Raw genomic sequence first — 16150 nt, forward strand, 5'->3', positions numbered from 1 at the left:
TATCAAGCTAGACATTGAACCGTATCCGGCAATTCTACCCATGGATGCTTATTATTGGTGAATATCGACACTGACGGCGTAGCGAATTCTTCATCGGCAAATGCGCCCACAGGAACAGCAATAATATCGGGCAGGCTAGCGATTTCGTAAAAAACTGTCGCTCCGCACTGTGGACAAAAACTAAATGTTACGGTGCCGCCTGAGTCACCTGTACGAACATACTTAGTTTGCGTTCCAGTGATGGTGATACTTTCGCGAGCAAATCGTGCTTGATAGCCGAATGCGCTACCTGTGCGCCTCTTGCACGCTTGGCAATGACAAAGTGACACGCGCACCGGATCGTTAGCTGCGCTCAGATTCAGTTGGCCGCAACTGCATACCGCATTGTGTTTGCTCATGAGTTTTCCCTTCTTAATTTGGTGCTCTAATAGAATAATCCTGGCCCAACATCACACCCGCAAGAGTAACAATAAAGAGAGTCAGGCTTGAGCCAAGAGCGCACCTTGATCACGAAGATGTATCAGGAAGCGACTGGCATAATCATCCACGACAGCAGCCTTAACGCTAGGTCGCTCAGCGAGCGCTGTACGCCATGCTGAAATACGTGGAAGACCTTCGAACACCTGCTGCGCAACTAACGCATCCACGAATCCGAAGTAACGAAAAAGCGGGGCGTACGTTGCATCAACCATTCCAAAAGTGCTTCCCGAAAAAAACGGACCTTTACCTATTTCGGACTCCAACTTACTCAACCGTTCACGAAATGACGCACGCTTGCTATCAGCGGTTGCAGAATCCCGTGCGTGAAGGAACTGCCAACCTTCAGCATAGGTCTGAACGGCGAACTCAATCCATGCGCGGTGCCGCGCACGCGACACTGCATCAACAGGATACATCGGCGTTTTCTCGTGTGTTTCGTTAAGGTATTCACAGATGACGGCACTTTCAAACAGAATCGCGTCTTCCGAATTGTCCTGGCTCACCTTAAGCAGTGGCACCTTGCCCGTCGGTGAAAGCGCCAGGAACCAGTCTGGCTTCGCGGACAAATCTACGTTTATCCGATCAAACTCCACGCCTTTTTCAAGAAGTACGATTGCTGCGCGTTGAACAAATGGACAGAGCGGGTGGCTAATCAGGGTAAGAGTAGTCATGTTGATATCACGTTCGGTGGGTTAATGAAAAGGAAACAGAGCACAACAAGTCAGCGCACTGTTTCCTCTCTTATGCTGAGAGGTATCGCTTAGCCGTTCAGCAGACGGCCGCCGTCAAGCACGATTTCAGAGCCCACCGTCCAACGCGACTCATCCGAAGCCAGGTACATGACAGCTTTGGCAACCTCGTCGGAGGTGCCAAAACGGCCCAGTGGAATGCTCGCCGCGATTTCCTTGTTAACCTGCTCGCGATACGCGTCGGGGATTCCGAGCTTGTCGTAGAGGGGCGTATCCACTGGCCCCGGGCTGACTGCGTTGACACGGATGCCGCGTGCCAGCAATTCAGTCGAAAGGGTCTTCGACATATTCAGGAATGCCGCCTTCGTGGCCGCATATACGGACGAACGGTCTGCGCCGGCATGCGCGCTGACGGAGGTGGTCAGCACCACAGAAGCAGGATTCGCGAACACCGGGAGCAGAGCCTGCAGCAGGAAATAGGGACCCTTTACATTGATGTCGAAAGAGCGGTCGAACATCTCTTCCGTCCATGCTTCGATGGGCTGCCAGACCGATACGCCGGCATTGAGGAAGGCGACGTCCAGTTGGCCGTAGTGATCCTTGACGGCTTGTGCCAATTCCTTTTGCGCAGCAACGCTGGCCGAGTCGGCGCGCAGCACCGGAACGTCTGGTCCCAGTATGGCTTTAGCTTTTGCGATCGACTCGGGATTGACGCCCGTGACGATGACGCGGGCACCCTCGGCCAGAAATTGCTTCGCGGTTTCCAGCCCGATACCGCTGGTGCCGCCAGTGATGAGAGTACGTTTTCCTTGTAAGCGCGACATTGATTTCTCCTGTAGATGACGACCGACTTGGTCGATGAAGAGCATCATGCACTCATACTAAAAAATAGATAAGACTATGATTTCACATATAATCCATGCTTAATTTGCATAAATAATGGTGATCGCATGGACCGATTCCTTTTGATGACATGCTTCGCCCGCGCGGTAGAAACCGGAAGCTTTTCCGCTGCAGGGCGCGACCTGGGCCTGGGACAACCCAATGTGAGTCGCTATGTGGCTGCGCTGGAAAATCATTTGCAGACCCGTCTGCTGCACCGGTCAACTCGCAAGTTGTCTTTGACGCCGGAGGGGGAACGCTACTATGTGGACATCCGGCGCATCCTGGATGCGGTCGATGAATCCGAATCGTCGTTCAGGAATAACATCGAGCCATCGGGGCTCTTGCGCGTCGCCTGCCCGACAGCGCTCGCGCGCGCGTTCGTACTGCCACACGTGCCGGCTTTCCTGCAGCGCTATCCGCAATTGACGCTGGACCTGCAGCTTAACGATCGCTACGTAGACCTGGTCAACGAAGGGACCGAACTCGCCATTCGCATCGGACATCTGGAGGACAGTGCTTTGCGCGCGCGGCCACTTGGATGGTATGACCGCGTCTTCGTGGCCAGCAAGGATTACCTCGCCAAACGCGGAATCCCTCAAACGCCGGAAGACCTGCGCGACCACGACTGCGTCATTTATACCTTGCTCTCGTCCGGGGCGACCTGGCGGTTCCGGGATACTGAAATTCCGGTCTCAGGCAGGCTGAGAGTGAACTCTCCCGATGCTGTGAGCACTACGGTCGCGGCGGGTTTGGGCATAGGACATGGCCCTGCGTGGCTGTTTGAGGATGGACTGAACAGCGGTCAGTTGCAGTTCATCCTGACCGACCATGCTGTTCCACCAGTCCCGGTGCAGATCGTCTACGTGGCAAACAGACTGCTCCCCACGAGGGCGATCGTGTTTATGGACTTCATGGCTGAGGTATTTTCCAGGATTCCGTCTTTGAACAGCCGTACCCCTTTTCCGTTGGCCTAAGCTTTGAACAAGCGATCAGCTCGCCCCGCTCTCCCTTCACTTCATCCAGCATCGCGCGGGCCATTTTCAAGGACAACAAAAAACCCGCTTCTCCTAGGGAGGAAGCGGGTTTTTCGACTTCTTGAAGCTAACTACTGCTGTGTTCTGGTGCCGCTTGCCGGAATCGAATTTCGCATACGGCCTTTAGATACAGTACGTATTACATATTGGCATAAAAAAGTACCGACAAAAGTACCGAAAAAATGCAAAATGGAAACAGTGAGATTCCACAATTTGTAGAACTTATCGCTAAACAATTACCTTATCCATCCCTGCTGCTGAGAGTCCATAGGTTCGTATCCTCATTGGACGCAAGTGGCACTACTGCCTATTTCCGCGTCTGCCGATGCTGACCGGATTGCAGTACCTCACTACGCAAGGCTAACGCGTCAGTCTCGCTGCGGTAATGGGTGGCTCGACAACTTGTCGCACAGACTCTAACCGTCGGTAAGAGACGAGGCTACTGAGCGCTAGGGAACCGCTGATTTAATCAATTTTTCGGCCCAGTGCACATTGTAAGTCCTTGATTTTTCATGGAGTGGATTTTCAGAAAACGAATAAATCAGCGTTTCCCCCCTAGGTCTCCATTGAGCTAAGCTAAGCCGCACGTTGGATAAATTCCGGTAATCCGGTCGGAATTGTGGATCTAGTCGCCATAACTCCCAAGGTGATACCCTGAACGTTAATCGTGACATTTTTCGCCAAGTTACCGAACCAAACGGAATTCTCTGCTCGCCGGTCTAAAGCGAGTAACTCTAGCCACTTCATCAAGAACATGATAGCGAATTTCCCCCTATGCCGTGAGCGTGCTTCCATCGCATCAAATTCGCCAGAGTATAAACTTGCTTCCTCTTCCGAAGGTTCACGCTCAAGTTTGATAAATTCTGCTGGGGTCATATCAGTTCGCTTTATGGAGCTAAGTTCAACTACAACAAAGTCAGATAATTTTTTCGGTACCCCGCCCACAACTGGAATTCCAAGTCGACGTGCAAGAAAAATCCGTCTATTAGCGTCCCGCATCGCAGTTAAAAATTCACTATAGAGGCGCTCAAAGTCAGCGATAATATCATGACGTAAGAGTGGCTGTGCGTGGCAATCGAAATCATTCGTCAATAACTCCTGCACAACGACTGAAGCAACTAGATAGTTTTCGACAGAATACGCGTCGGTCATAAAAAGTGAGCCAGATGGCTCGCAACCTCTGAGATCGTCAAAGTCACGATCAATTACAAAAATAACTCCCTTAGACAAATTATTCAGGTCGGCCTCAACAGCAGCCTTCAGTGATAAAACTTTTGTCTTTCCACCGCAAGCAAATGGTTCAAATTCTAGATCTGGAAGAATTCGTCTTATCCATTGAGAATAGACGAATTTATCACCTTTTCCCTCCATCGCAACTATCAGCGTGTTTTTTAATGATGACCGAAGTTTTGCGAGATCCATTTTTAGCACGGCTCTACTAGATCTTGAGGCCAACATCTCATTAAGAAAGGAATCACTCATCGATATCCTCATCATCACTTTGATCAATATTTGATTTGAAGCTAACCTCTAATGACTTCGCAAACGGTTCCAATTCGTTATCGAAAACAAAAGGCGAATGAGTAATGGCAATTACTTGGGAACAGGAAGGTGCAACCAATATATCTTTTAGAATTTTACGTTGCCACTCCAGCGATAGTGACAACTCAGGCTCATCAATAAGCACAACCTTCTCGCCCTCGTAAAGATATAGGCGCGCGAATAGCGAAATCATCTGTTTTTCGCCGGACGAAAGCGCATCTACTGGCACATCGCGATTCTTTACCAAACTTCGAACTCGAACCCTAAGTGATTTTTTATCTAAACGAAGATATTTCGAATCCGTCGTTGAAATTTTTCGGCCGCCCATTTCGGGCACTTGTGCTTCGTCTTCACGGAGGTAAGAGTTGCAATTGTTGACGAATTCCTCGACCATTTTCTCGACATCCCGAGTTGCGAGGATAACCTTATTTAGTTTTCCGAGAAAATACTGCAGGAATTTATTAACTTCAGCAGAACTGCCTCCGTCAAGATAAATTTTATCAATATCCGGAATTATTACTTCATCATAAGGGCCAAAATGACGACGATGATCTGTGCTGCGCAAGCGAGAAAAAAACAAATTCAGCGATTCTTTGTCTGGACGCTGAGTTTCCGCAAGCCCTTCACGCTCAAAGGTACCATCGACGAGTTCGCTAATGATGTTTGCACTAATTTCACGATAACCAAAATTTGAAGCCGACTGAACTCGCATATTTAACTCTGCAAGACGATCAGTAATATCGCCCAACCCGAAATAGATTTCGCTACTGAATAGTGCCCGGCGAGGCAATCCAAGTTTCGACTGAACGCTAGGCTCCTTTTTATAATAATCACGCCCCCTCGATTCTTTATTGTTTGCCAGCGGTAGTTCAATACGACGATAAGTCGGTAAGTATACGATTTCGATATCTTTGGTTACGTTCTTGATCTTATCCGAAAGAGCGGTAAGCCTGGGCAACTCACGGCGTCGCTCAGCAAGCAACCTATCGCATAGCTTGCGTGCTTCAAGGCGGTTGTATGACATTTTGTTCACCACGATTGAATAGATATCAGTCGCGCCCGGATCGTAGGCTCTGTCGTCTCGAGCGTGGCGGTAATCGCTCAATAAATAGTCAGAGAAATCGATCGGATCGATCCCAAACCGTTGAGCAAACGCGCTGAGTTCGGTATTGGGCGCGAGGACAGACAGTGATACTATATCTTGGTGATGAAGGATCAGTGTTTCGTCTATCCCACGGAGCTTACAGCTAATCTTGGAGAATTGTATCTCTGCCAGACGGTGAAACTCTGTCCTCAAGAATGCATTCAACGCGCCAAGCAACGTGGTCTTACCTGAGCCATTCTTTGCGATTAATATCGTTGCAGCGTAAGCTGAATTGAGACTAAGTGTGCGATAACCGTAAAGATCTTCAATTTCAAATTTTTCGACTAGCGCTGGTCGTTCCGCTGCTTGGAAAGCGAGACTTGGTTCCTCGTCACATTTGTCCAGATTTGTCATTTCAATCTTCCGTGAATTACTGTTGAGATCACCGTCTAATGAATCTTCATGTTGAGGCCCACCTAGCCGGATATTACTACGTGCTAAGGAAGCGCTGATTTATTCGTTTTCTGAAAATCCACTCCATGAAAAATCAAGGACTTACAATGCGCACTGGGCCGAAAATCGATTAAATCAGCGGTTCCCTAAAGTTCATTTGCCTAAGTAGCATAGCATGTTGCATCGTTGAAAACTTCACGCTTTGTCACAGACAGTTGCACAAATACAAAGGCCGCGTACTCCTACCCTAGCGGCCGAGATAGACGGCAGTGATTTGCTCCTGACCATGCCCCATTTCGTCAGACAATAACAGCCTCACCGAGCGATCCCGCTCCCGCTGCTCGGGACTAAGCTGAGATGATCGGGGGCCGCCGTGCACCAGGCACTGTCAGCCAGCGAACTGTAGGTAGCGTAACTACGCATAATAATGGCGTAGACCATGCACCCCGTGAATGCCCGCCTTGTCGCACTGAGCGCGGAAGCGTTGCAGCTGAACGCGATACTGCACGCCTTGACTTGACCGTGACATAGCGCATACTCGGCAGGCTCCTCGCCTCGCAGATGGTCCCCGCGTCGTTGGCGTCGTTCTTGTTGCTCTTCAAGTACGTTTTTACGAGCTGAGGCGCGATCAGCTTTAAACGACATCTTGGACAGGAACTATTTCATTTTCTAGCTCTGATGTTTCCGGAACCACGGGGTCGTACCATCCTGTTCGAATATCGTTCTTAGCGAACTCCTCCAATATTAACTTGCGACGTCCAGGGAACCAGGACTCCGCATACCACGGATGCCGAGCGATGTATTGCATACCCATTCCTGCTAAAAGCATATACTCGAAACGGGTCAATTGCCCTTGGCGCCGCCCTTCGATCAGTCGAGACAACTCCATATCACTATACGGGCTGATGCACTCGTCGATCTGTGCCAACGTTGAGAAGCCCAACTTCAGTAAGAGACGTGCGGTCCAATCATAGGAAAATTCGGTCATCCTGCCATCAGGTCCCAATTTCTTGTCTAGATAGGACTTCAGAGCCCCGGAAGTAATTTCAACGGTCTTAAACTGGCCTTCCGAAATTAAGGCTTCCGCTCTCTCTGTCAGATCCCGATCCGCGTCCTGAATAGCTTGGAATTCGCGGTCGGCAATTTCAAGGAGGCCTGCCAGCGACATAAAGCGGCGTTTTACGTCTTTTGGAATAGTGGCTGAAGACTTGTACTGGATATCGTGTTCAATCTCTGCCCAGGCATGTTGAAGAATAGTACGGACTTGCACCTCCACTTTGGCACCGTCGAATCTTTCATATTCAGGAAGTGCGGTTCTAACGGGATCAAACGTCACGAGATAGTGAACGCTCTGGTAGCCAAATTTTTGCTCCTCAATTAAGCTCTCTCCCTTATCGAGGTGCTCAATAACTGAAAATTCAGCGTGCAATACATCATTGATTTCCTCAATTGTTCTCGGGAAGAACGTAATTATTCGTATAGCGGCCTTGTCCGTTATCTCTTCGACCGGATTGCTGTACATCGGACGGTTAGGGTCAAGTTTAGAAGGTTTTGCAGCTTTCCTTCCAAAACTGGAAGGATCCTTGGCCCGAGCTTCGATCGAGTGGATGCGAATGTCTCGCCGTTTGAGAATTTCTTCGGCAATTCGCTTTGAGGCCGTAGCCAGATCAGAATAGAACCCTACAACGCGCAAGTATTCCGAAACAGCAGCTTGCTCGTGGCGCGCAAAGTCAAAGTCTGACGCCTGATCGGGATTAAGTTGGGTCATAATTAAGCATAAAGTAAATGATTAAACTGAGGATAGCATCTTGCCCCAGTGAAAAATACGCGCTTTGTCACATCCGACTTAGTTACCTGCAACACAACGGACAGATCCTCGTACATTAACGCCCAAGATAAACCGCTGTGATCTGCGCGCGGCCGTGCCCCATCTCCTCAGAAAGCAGTAGTCGGGCCGACAAATCGCGCTGCTTCTGTTCTTGGTTAAGCTGCGAAGATCGCGGCCCGCCACGCGCAGGGCAATGCCAACCGGCCAGCTGCCGGTAGCGCTCTTGGGCGTAGAGGTGGCGTAGTCCATGAACTCCCTGAATTCCAGCCTTGTCACACTGAGCGCGAAAGCGTTGAAGCTGGTCGCGATAGCGTAAGTTCGTAGGGATTAGGCTACCGCGAGCAGCCAGACGCTTGGCCTCATTGAGAATCTCGCGCTGTGCTGGCGTTCGGATGGCGATCTCGCGGTACTTGCCACCCTTGGTCCAACTATCTTTGAGCTTTAGCCTGTCGCCGCCGTCGGCCCATAAGGGGACGATTTTGATACTTTCCTCACGCCGGAGTCCGAATGCCGACTGCAGGCGCAGCGACATCGCCGTGTTGGCATCAGTGATCTTCGCCAAGCGCGTATCATCAAGCACTTGGGCCTTGGAGATGTTGGTGACAAAGGTGCGTTTGTCGATGTCGTAGCTACCGTTGTCGCGTGCGATAATGTTGTCCTTGCCGATCTTCTGCGCCCACCATCGCATGGCGCTCATGCGATTCTTCATCGTACCGGCGCTGACGCCATCGGTCTTCCACTGCTGCACCAGCGCGTCCACATGCTTGGGACGCAGACTGTCAGCATTCATATGGCGATATCCCAAATCGTGCAGCTGGTTGGCGACGTGCGAGAGTATCCGCGCACGGTCGGCCTGCGTGGCATAGCTGCCGTCGCGATTGCGGTCGCACAGCTGCTTGAGTTGATAGTTCAAGTCGCGCATCGCATGCTCCTAAAATCAAACTTGGTGTCATCGGGTCAGGTAAGTGTTTCTGGCCTCCGTGCTTGCCGCAGCAAGGACGGTTTGTAAAGGCCTCGGGACACCACTCCCGTGTATGCGGTGTGTTCACTGCTTGCCCGCGCCGCATGCGCGTGTGGCGCCGCGATCCGCTCCTTGTAGAAGCCTGATCGCGGTGGGACCAGTTACCCAGGGTCCATGGGGTGTGCCTCGCACACGTTGTCGGCCCACAAGGGGCATAGTTGGCAAGCAGCGTTCTGCTGCGCTGATAGCGGTAGATCCGCCGTCACTAGCCTGCGTCACTGAGAAAACAGCGGCGGAGCCCATATAGCGCTTGGTTGCTAGCGCGTCGTCACTGGCAGCAGGCCGCCAGTAACGACGCGCGGTTTGCGCCGCGGACTATGGCGGCGTATCGACATGCACGCAGCGGCAGATCGCCGCGTGAAGTGGTGACAGTGCGCGAAGGCGCACAATGTGACGCGCATCGCCCTCAGTGGAAGGATGCGCAATAAGGATGCAGCCAGTCCTGGCTGATCGCGGGTTCGCTCACAGGCGAATCCAATCTAGATGTACTGACTAAGGGCGCGTGACGAGCGCTACGCCTGGCGCAATGCCAGGTTGCGAAGGGCGATCCTTCGCGTCGAAAAATATATTGTCCTCCACCTGGCATAGCGCCGGCATCACCGACATAAAATTCTCGCCGATTTATTTGTCTAACGCTGATGGGGAATGGCCCGCGATAAACGCCCTGATTTCGGTTGGCGCTTGCGCGGACAACGGTACATCGTATCGTACTGCGACAACCACCACTGGAGGACAACATGAGAACCTACGACAGTCTCCCCGATACCATTCGCTTGATTCGACTGAAGGAAGTATTGCGGATATGCGGCATGTCCCGCAGCACGCTGTACAACAACATCAAGGAGCGCCAGTTCCCCGAACCGATCAGGATTTCAGCGCGCTCCGTGGCCTGGCTTCAAAGCGAGGTGCAGGAATGGGTCGAACTCAAGGTCAAGCTGCGCACAGTGAAGCAACGTCAATCGCCCCAGCTGCGGTGATCGTCGCTATCACGCAGCCTGTCCAGGTAATCGGCCCAGCGCTGCATCATCTCGCGCCGGGCCTGCAGGTGCTTGGTGCGGTTGTAGGCGCGCCCGTTCGGATCTTTCACGGCATGTGCCAGTTGATGCTCGATCAGGTCGACACGCTCCCCTAGCACTTCATCCAGCATCGTGCGCGCCATCGCGCGGAAGCCGTGGCCCGTCATCTGCTCCTTGCTGTAGCCAAGGCCGCGCAGTGCTGCGTTGACGGTGTTCTCACTCATGCACTCGTTGGCTGTGCGCAGACTGGGGAAGACGTAGCGGCCGTCTCCCGTTACCGGATACAGCTTGCGCAGGATCGCCACGGCCTGCCGCGCCAAAGGGACGATGTGCTCGATGTGCATTTTCATCCTTATGGACGGGATGCGCCACTCCGCGCCATCCAGATCGATTTCCGCCCATTCTGCGGCCCGCAACTCCCCCGGACGTACAAACAGCAGCGGCGCCAGTTTCAACGCCGCCTTGGCCACCGGATAGCCGTCGTAGCCGTGGATCGCCCGCATCAATGCCGCCACGTCCTTCGGCTCCGTCAGCGCCGCATGATGCGACCGAGGAATCACCGCCAGCGCGCCGCGAAGATCCGCCGTCACGTCTCGCTGCACCAGATCGAGGGCGACGGCATACCTAAATATCTGCCCGCACATCTGCTTGATGCGGTGGGCAGAATCGTAGGCTTCGCGGGCCTCCACTTTCTGAGCCACGGCCAAAACATCCCGTGGCTTGATCATGGAGATCGGCCGCTTGCCTAAGAGAGGAAAAACATCGTGCTCCAACCAGGCCCGCACCTTGTCTTGCGTGCTGACCGAACGCATCTTCCCCTGCATCTCCAACCACTTGAGTGCGACCAATTCGAAGGTCTGGCTGGCGGCGAGCAGTTTCGCATCACGCTCCGCGCGCCTGGCCTCGGCCGGATCGATGTCATCGGCCAGCAGCACACGAGCGTCGTCACGCCGCTTGCGCGCCTTGGCGAGGGCCACCTCGGGATAGGTGCCGAGCGCCATCGTTTTGCGCTTGTTGAGATATCGGTAGTCCAGCCGCCAGTATTTACCTTGCGGTTTGACGTGAATGTAGAGTCCGCCGCCGTCGTAGTGCTTATCCCCACTCGGCTTGCTTGCCTTGGCGAAACGAACAAAGGTGTCGGTGAGTGCCATGGGAGCTCTCCTTTGTCGGTATACGTAACCCGAGCTCAGCAACGAGATACCGACAAAATTGTCGGTATACGTCCTTGATTTTATGTTAACTCACCGGATTTTCAAGGACAACAAAAAACCCGCTTCTCCTATGGAGGAAGCGGGTTTTTCGACTTCTTAATACTTTTTACAACTGTGTTCTGGTGCCGCTTGCCGGAATCGAACTGGCGACCTTTTCATTACGAATGAACTGCTCTACCAACTGAGCTAAAGCGGCGAAGTCGCACATTCTAACAAATATTTCTTGCTACACGCTAGTCCCTGCACGATAAATTTTAGCCATGCTGCAAAAATATCATTGCTTTGTGCGGTTTTGAAGCTTGTCAGCCCGCGTGGTAGCCCGTCACCACCGCCACTTCGTCCCGCGAACCCAAGAACACCGGCACGCGCTGGTGCAGCTTGTGCGGCTGGATCTCCATGATGCGGTTCTGGCCGTCGGTGGCCGCGCCGCCCGCCTGCTCTACGATGAAGGCCATCGGGTTCGCCTCATACATCAAACGCAGCTTGCCTGGCATCGACGTGTCGCGCGTGTCGGCCGGGTACATGAAGATGCCGCCGCGGTTCAGGATGCGGTGCACGTCGGCTACCATCGAGGCGATCCAGCGCATGTTGAAGTTGGTGCCGCGCGGGCCGGTCTCGCCGGCCAGCAGTTCGCTGACGTAGCGCTGCACCGGCGCGTGCCAGTGGCGCTGGTTCGACATGTTGATCGCGAATTCCTTGGTCTTGGCCGGGATCTGCATGTTGCGCTGCGTGAGCACCCACGAACCCATCTCGCGGTCCAGCGTGAAGCAGTTGACGCCGTTGCCGGTGGTGAGCACCAGCATGGTCTGCGGGCCGTACACGGCGTAGCCTGCGGCCACTTGCTTGGTGCCGGCTTGCATGAAGTCGGCCTCGGTCGGCTGGCCCATGCCTTCCGGCGCCTTCAGCACCGAGAAGATGGTGCCGATGGAGACGTTGACGTCGATGTTGGACGAGCCGTCCAGTGGGTCAAACAGCAGCATGTATTCGCCTTTTGGATAGCGGTTCGGGATCGGGTGGATCGATTCCATCTCTTCCGACGCCATCGCCGCCAGGTGGCCGCCCCATTCGTTCGCTTCCAGCAGGATTTCGTTGGAGATGATGTCCAGCTTTTTCTGCACTTCGCCCTGGATGTTTTCGGTGTCGGCGGTGCCGAGCACTTCACCCAGCGCGCCTTTGCCTACCGAGTGGCTGATGGTTTTGCAGGCGCGTGCGACCACTTCGATCAGCAGGCGCAGTTCGGCCGGGATCGAGTTGTTCTGGCGCTGTTCTTCCACCAGGTATTGTGTAAGGCTGATGCGTTTCATGGTTTCCCTTGCGTTGAATATAAATCGTATAAATCGTTATGCTTAATTGGCCAGCGCCTTGGTGACCACTTCCAGCACGTCGTTCGACAGCTTGGCCCGGCCGGCGACTTTTTCCAGTGCTTTTTTCATCTTGGCCTGCAGCGCCGGGGCGTATCGGCGCCAGCGGTCCATGCCGCGCGCCAGGCGCGCCGCCACCTGCGGGTTGATCGCGTCGAGCTTGATGACGAATTCGGCCCAGAATTCATAGGCGCTGCCGTCCGCCGCGTGGAACTGCGACGGGTTGGCGCTGGTGAAGTTGAAGATCAAGCTGCGCGCGCGGTTCGGGTTCTTCAGCGTGAAGGCCGGATGCTGCATCAGCTTGCGCACGGCGGCCACGTTGGTGGTCGGCGCGGCGGCCTGCATGGCGAACCATTTGTCGATCACCAGCGCCTCGTGTTCGAAGTCCTGGTAGAACGCCTTCAGGTACGGGCCCGCTTCGGCGCCGCTGTGGATCATAGCCACCAGCGCGGCGGAGCGGTCGGTCATGTTGCCGGCTTTTTCGAACTGCTGCTGCGCGAGCTTCAGTTCCGCCATGTCCGGCGCCACCATCAGGTAGGACAGGCACAGGTTCTTCAGTGCGCGCTTGCCGGCCGACAGGGCGTCCGGGCTGTAGGCGCCGGGCGTCTGGTTGGCGTGGTATTGCGCCAGCAGCTCGCTCTTCAGCGCCGCGCCGATGGTGCGGCGCATGAACTGGCGCGCCACGTGGATGGCTTGCGGGTCGACCACGTCCATCTGCTCGGCGATGATGATTTCCGACGGCAGGATCAGCGCCAGTTCGCGGAAGGCCGGGTCCAGCGTGTCGTCGGTCAGCACGGCGCGCTGGGCGTCGATGAAGGTAGCGTCCAGTTTCAGGCCGGCGTCGCTGCCGCCGGCGGCAGCCACTTGCGCGGTCAGCTTCAGCAGGCGCTCCATCGCCAGCCGCTGGCCCGCTTCCCAGCGGTTGACCGGGTCGCTGTCGTGGCTGAACAGGTGCAGCAGCTCGTCGTCGGTGTAGTCGTATTCGAGGATCACCGGCGCCGAGAAGTCGCGCAGGATGGATGGCGTGGGCCGCTCGTCGACGTGGCGGAAGCGGAAGATCTGCTCCTGCTCGGTCAGCTCCAGCACCACCGTGGTGGCGCCCTTGGCGTGCTTGCCGCCTTCCAGCGTCAGCGGCAGGTCCTTGCCGCTGGCGCTCAGCAGGCCGACCGCCACCGGGATGTGGAAGGGCAGCTTGTCGGCCTGGCCGGCGGAGGCCGGGCAGCGCTGGCTGAGGATGATGTCGAAGTTGCGCTTGACGGCGTCGTAGCGCGTGCGCGCGGTGACGATGGGCGTGCCGGCCTGCGAGTACCAGCGCTCGAACTGGCGCAGGTCGCGGCCGTTGGCGTCGGCCATGGCGGCGCGGAAGTCGTCGCATTCGACGGCCTGGCCGTCGTGGCGCTTGAAGTACAGGTCCATGCCTTTGCGGAAGCCGTCGCGGCCCACCAGGGTCTGGTACATGCGCACCACTTCGGCGCCCTTTTCATACACGGTGACGGTGTAGAAGTTGTTGATCTCGACGAAGGAGTCGGGCCGCACCGGGTGCGACATCGGGCCGGCGTCCTCCGGGAACTGGGCCTGGCGCAAGGTCCGCACCTGGTCGATGCGGGTGACGGCGCGGCCGCTGTCGGTGCCGATCATGTCGGCGCTGAACTCCTGGTCGCGGAACACGGTCAGGCCTTCCTTCAGCGACAGCTGGAACCAGTCGCGGCAGGTCACGCGGTTGCCGGTCCAGTTGTGGAAGTATTCGTGGCCGACCACAGCTTCGATGCCGGCGTAGTCGATGTCGGTGGCCACGCGCGGGTTGGCCAGCACGAACTTGGTGTTGAAGATGTTCAGGCCCTTGTTCTCCATCGCGCCCATGTTGAAGTCGCCCACGGCGACGATCATGAAGCGGTCCAGGTCCAGCTCCAGGCCGAAGCGTTCCTCGTCCCAGCGGATCGAGTTCTTCAGCGACTGCATGGCGTAGTCGGTCTTGTCGAGGTTGCCCTCCTCCACCCACACTTGCAGCAGCACCTCGCGGCCCGATTGCAGCGTGTATTTTTCCTCCTGGCAGACCAGGCGCGCGGCCACCAGAGCGAACAGGTAGGACGGTTTCTTGAACGGGTCTTCCCACTTGGCGTAGTGGCGTCCGTCGCCGAGCTCGCCCTCCTCGATCAGGTTGCCGTTCGACAGCAGCACCGGGTAGGCGGCCTTGTCGGCGCGCAGCATCACCGTGTACTTGGCCATCACGTCCGGACGGTCCGGGAAATAGGTGATGCGGCGGAAGCCTTCGGCCTCGCACTGGGTGAAGAAATTGCCGTTCGAGACGTACAGGCCGGACAGGCTGGTGTTCTGCACCGGCGCGCACAGGGTTTCGATCTCCAGCACCGCCTTGGCCGGAGCCTTGCGGATGGTCAGCGTGCTGCCGTCCAGCCGGTATTCCGTCGGCGCCAGCGTCTTGCCGTTCAGGCGCAGCGCCACCAGTTCGATCTCCTCGCCGTGCAGCACGATGTCGCGGCTCTTGCTCGCCGGGTTCTGCCGCATGGTGATGCGGTTGGCCACGATGGTGCGGTCGGGATCCAGGTCGAAGCCGAGTTCAACGGTATCAACCAGGTAGGCGGGAGGGGTGTAATCTTTGCGGAATATCGTCTGTGGACTGCTGTCTGTGCGCATTGGAGGACTCTGGTGACGTAAGCAAAAGCCTATTTTACCAATACCAGCCGCCGGAGGACGGGCGAATTGCCTGAGCCGGCCTGGATCGGTGCCTGATAAGTTGCTGGTTTCCACCTTGCCGTAACATTCTGTAATAATCATGCAAGGGCGAAGCCGCCGTCGTAAACTTGGATTTGTAAAATACCGTCTGTAACAGAGAGGGCAATATCATGAAATATCTCGCCTTGCTGGCCACCGCAGCGATCATGCTGCTGAGCGGCTGCGCCACCACCATCCACAGCGACGTCACGGCCTTCAACGCCTGGCCGGCCGACCTGCAGGACAAATCCTATGCGTTCGAAGCCCCGCAGGGCGCGGACGACACGCTGGAGTACCGCAATTATCAAGTGCTTGTGAGCAATGAACTGGGCAAGCTGGGCTTCCACCAGGCGGCCGGCAACCAACAGCCGAAGTTGCTCGTCGGCATGAAATTCAGCACCATCGACCATCCGGTGCGGGTGCTGGAGGCGGATGATCCGTTCATGGGGCCGTATTGGGGGCCGGGCTACGGCCGTTACGGCTGGGGGTATTCGCGCTGGGCTTATCGTCCGTATTTCTACGATCCGTTCCGCTTCTACGGCGGTCCGATGATGGTGGAGGAGCGCATCAAGCATGAGTACCAACGCCAGCTGCGCGTGACCATCAACACCATCGACGGCCGCAAGCTGTACGACGTGACGGTGCAGAACACCAGCCGCGTGCAGGCCACGCCGCATGTGATGCCGGCGCTGGTGCAGAGCGCCTTCACCGGCTTCCCCGGCGTGAACGGCGTGCCGCGCAAGGTTGACCTGACCATCGATCCGAAGACCGAAACGGTTGACGCTACGCCGGCCAAGAAGGCCGGCTAACAGGCCG

13 protein-coding genes, 1 tRNA gene and 1 pseudogene are annotated in these 16150 nt (G+C 55.5%); 3 read left to right on the forward strand and 12 right to left on the reverse strand.

What is annotated here, in order from left to right; translation table 11 throughout:
* Positions 1-2: 2 nt before the first annotated feature.
* The 3 genes from ACUJB0_RS14380 to ACUJB0_RS14390 all read right to left on the reverse strand — a co-directional run bounded on the left by ACUJB0_RS14380 (position 3) and on the right by ACUJB0_RS14390 (position 1993).
* A complete protein-coding gene (locus ACUJB0_RS14380; RefSeq protein ID WP_444845821.1) occupies positions 3-398 on the reverse strand; it encodes a GFA family protein in 396 nt (131 codons plus the stop codon).
* Between the two features lie 81 nt (positions 399-479).
* Positions 480-1151 (reverse strand): glutathione S-transferase family protein, encoded by a 672-nt coding sequence (locus tag ACUJB0_RS14385; RefSeq protein ID WP_444845822.1) that lies wholly within the window; start codon positions 1149-1151, stop codon positions 480-482.
* A gap of 89 nt (positions 1152-1240) precedes the next feature.
* Positions 1241-1993, reverse strand: coding sequence for an SDR family oxidoreductase (locus tag ACUJB0_RS14390; RefSeq protein WP_444846055.1), 753 nt, complete (start codon positions 1991-1993; stop codon positions 1241-1243).
* A 126-nt stretch (positions 1994-2119) separates the two neighbouring features.
* On the opposite strand from ACUJB0_RS14390, the gene ACUJB0_RS14395 reads away from it, so the two are divergent.
* Entirely contained in the window at positions 2120-3028 is a 909-nt protein-coding gene (locus tag ACUJB0_RS14395; protein ID WP_444845823.1) for a LysR family transcriptional regulator, read from the forward strand.
* A 636-nt stretch (positions 3029-3664) separates the two neighbouring features.
* On the opposite strand, the gene ACUJB0_RS14400 is transcribed toward ACUJB0_RS14395, so the two are convergent.
* The 5 genes and pseudogenes from ACUJB0_RS14400 to ACUJB0_RS14420 all read right to left on the reverse strand — a co-directional run bounded on the left by ACUJB0_RS14400 (position 3665) and on the right by ACUJB0_RS14420 (position 8917).
* Positions 3665-4570, reverse strand: a complete 906-nt coding sequence (locus ACUJB0_RS14400) for a DUF4435 domain-containing protein (RefSeq protein ID WP_444845824.1) — start codon at positions 4568-4570, stop codon at positions 3665-3667.
* A complete protein-coding gene (locus ACUJB0_RS14405) occupies positions 4563-6128 on the reverse strand; it encodes an AAA family ATPase (protein ID WP_444845825.1) in 1566 nt (521 codons plus the stop codon). Before ACUJB0_RS14405 ends, ACUJB0_RS14400 begins: the two co-directional genes overlap by 8 nt.
* A gap of 551 nt (positions 6129-6679) precedes the next feature.
* Positions 6680-6805, reverse strand: a pseudogene (locus ACUJB0_RS14410) (IS110 family transposase); the annotation flags it as partial.
* Positions 6802-7935 carry a GTP pyrophosphokinase gene (locus ACUJB0_RS14415; RefSeq protein WP_444845826.1) on the reverse strand — a complete coding sequence of 378 codons (1134 nt, stop codon included), beginning with the start codon at positions 7933-7935 and terminating at the stop codon, positions 6802-6804. The gene ACUJB0_RS14415 and the pseudogene ACUJB0_RS14410, both read right to left, overlap by 4 nt.
* A 115-nt stretch (positions 7936-8050) precedes the next feature.
* Entirely contained in the window at positions 8051-8917 is an 867-nt protein-coding gene (locus ACUJB0_RS14420; protein ID WP_444845827.1) for a phage integrase N-terminal domain-containing protein, read from the reverse strand.
* Between the two features lie 836 nt (positions 8918-9753).
* Here ACUJB0_RS14420 and ACUJB0_RS14425 point away from each other — a divergent pair.
* Entirely contained in the window at positions 9754-9993 is a 240-nt protein-coding gene (locus ACUJB0_RS14425) for a helix-turn-helix transcriptional regulator (protein ID WP_161084061.1), read from the forward strand.
* On the opposite strand, the gene ACUJB0_RS14430 is transcribed toward ACUJB0_RS14425, so the two are convergent.
* The 4 genes from ACUJB0_RS14430 to pepN form a co-directional block, all read right to left on the reverse strand.
* Positions 9972-11183: a tyrosine-type recombinase/integrase gene (locus ACUJB0_RS14430; RefSeq protein ID WP_444845828.1), complete on the reverse strand. Its 1212-nt coding sequence runs from the start codon at positions 11181-11183 to the stop codon at positions 9972-9974. The genes ACUJB0_RS14425 and ACUJB0_RS14430 overlap by 22 nt on opposite strands.
* A gap of 180 nt (positions 11184-11363) precedes the next feature.
* Positions 11364-11439: transfer RNA gene (locus tag ACUJB0_RS14435), tRNA-Thr, on the reverse strand.
* Positions 11440-11545: 106 nt separating this feature from the next.
* On the reverse strand, positions 11546-12547 hold the full coding sequence (locus ACUJB0_RS14440; RefSeq protein WP_161084059.1) for a class 1 fructose-bisphosphatase: 1002 nt from the start codon (positions 12545-12547) through the stop codon (positions 11546-11548).
* A gap of 42 nt (positions 12548-12589) precedes the next feature.
* The gene (gene pepN / locus ACUJB0_RS14445; protein ID WP_444845829.1) at positions 12590-15256 is read right to left on the reverse strand and encodes an aminopeptidase N; all 2667 of its coding nucleotides are present in this window, start codon (positions 15254-15256) and stop codon (positions 12590-12592) included.
* 209 nt (positions 15257-15465) lie between these two features.
* Between pepN and ACUJB0_RS14450 the strand changes: the two genes are divergently transcribed.
* Positions 15466-16143, forward strand: a complete 678-nt coding sequence (locus tag ACUJB0_RS14450; RefSeq protein ID WP_444845830.1) for a DUF4136 domain-containing protein — start codon at positions 15466-15468, stop codon at positions 16141-16143.
* The last annotated feature ends 7 nt before the right edge of the window (positions 16144-16150 follow it).

This window comes from Duganella caerulea (genome assembly GCF_040362985.1).
GTDB lineage: Bacteria > Pseudomonadota > Gammaproteobacteria > Burkholderiales > Burkholderiaceae_D > Rugamonas > Rugamonas vulcania.

Excerpts from the sequence above, each read along its gene's own strand:
- ACUJB0_RS14395 (WP_444845823.1), top strand. The coding sequence starts at position 2,120 with ATGGACCGATTCCTTTTGATGACATGCTTCGCCCGCGCGGTAGAAACC.
- ACUJB0_RS14405 (WP_444845825.1), bottom strand. The coding sequence starts at position 6,128 with ATGACAAATCTGGACAAATGTGACGAGGAACCAAGTCTCGCTTTCCAA.
- ACUJB0_RS14425 (WP_161084061.1), top strand. The coding sequence starts at position 9,754 with ATGAGAACCTACGACAGTCTCCCCGATACCATTCGCTTGATTCGACTG.
- ACUJB0_RS14430 (WP_444845828.1), bottom strand. The coding sequence starts at position 11,183 with ATGGCACTCACCGACACCTTTGTTCGTTTCGCCAAGGCAAGCAAGCCG.
- ACUJB0_RS14385 (WP_444845822.1), bottom strand. The coding sequence starts at position 1,151 with ATGACTACTCTTACCCTGATTAGCCACCCGCTCTGTCCATTTGTTCAA.
- ACUJB0_RS14400 (WP_444845824.1), bottom strand. The coding sequence starts at position 4,570 with ATGAGTGATTCCTTTCTTAATGAGATGTTGGCCTCAAGATCTAGTAGA.
- ACUJB0_RS14440 (WP_161084059.1), bottom strand. The coding sequence starts at position 12,547 with ATGAAACGCATCAGCCTTACACAATACCTGGTGGAAGAACAGCGCCAG.
- ACUJB0_RS14380 (WP_444845821.1), bottom strand. The coding sequence starts at position 398 with ATGAGCAAACACAATGCGGTATGCAGTTGCGGCCAACTGAATCTGAGC.
- ACUJB0_RS14450 (WP_444845830.1), top strand. The coding sequence starts at position 15,466 with ATGAAATATCTCGCCTTGCTGGCCACCGCAGCGATCATGCTGCTGAGC.
- pepN (WP_444845829.1), bottom strand. The coding sequence starts at position 15,256 with ATGCGCACAGACAGCAGTCCACAGACGATATTCCGCAAAGATTACACC.
- ACUJB0_RS14390 (WP_444846055.1), bottom strand. The coding sequence starts at position 1,993 with ATGTCGCGCTTACAAGGAAAACGTACTCTCATCACTGGCGGCACCAGC.
- ACUJB0_RS14415 (WP_444845826.1), bottom strand. The coding sequence starts at position 7,935 with ATGACCCAACTTAATCCCGATCAGGCGTCAGACTTTGACTTTGCGCGC.
- ACUJB0_RS14420 (WP_444845827.1), bottom strand. The coding sequence starts at position 8,917 with ATGCGCGACTTGAACTATCAACTCAAGCAGCTGTGCGACCGCAATCGC.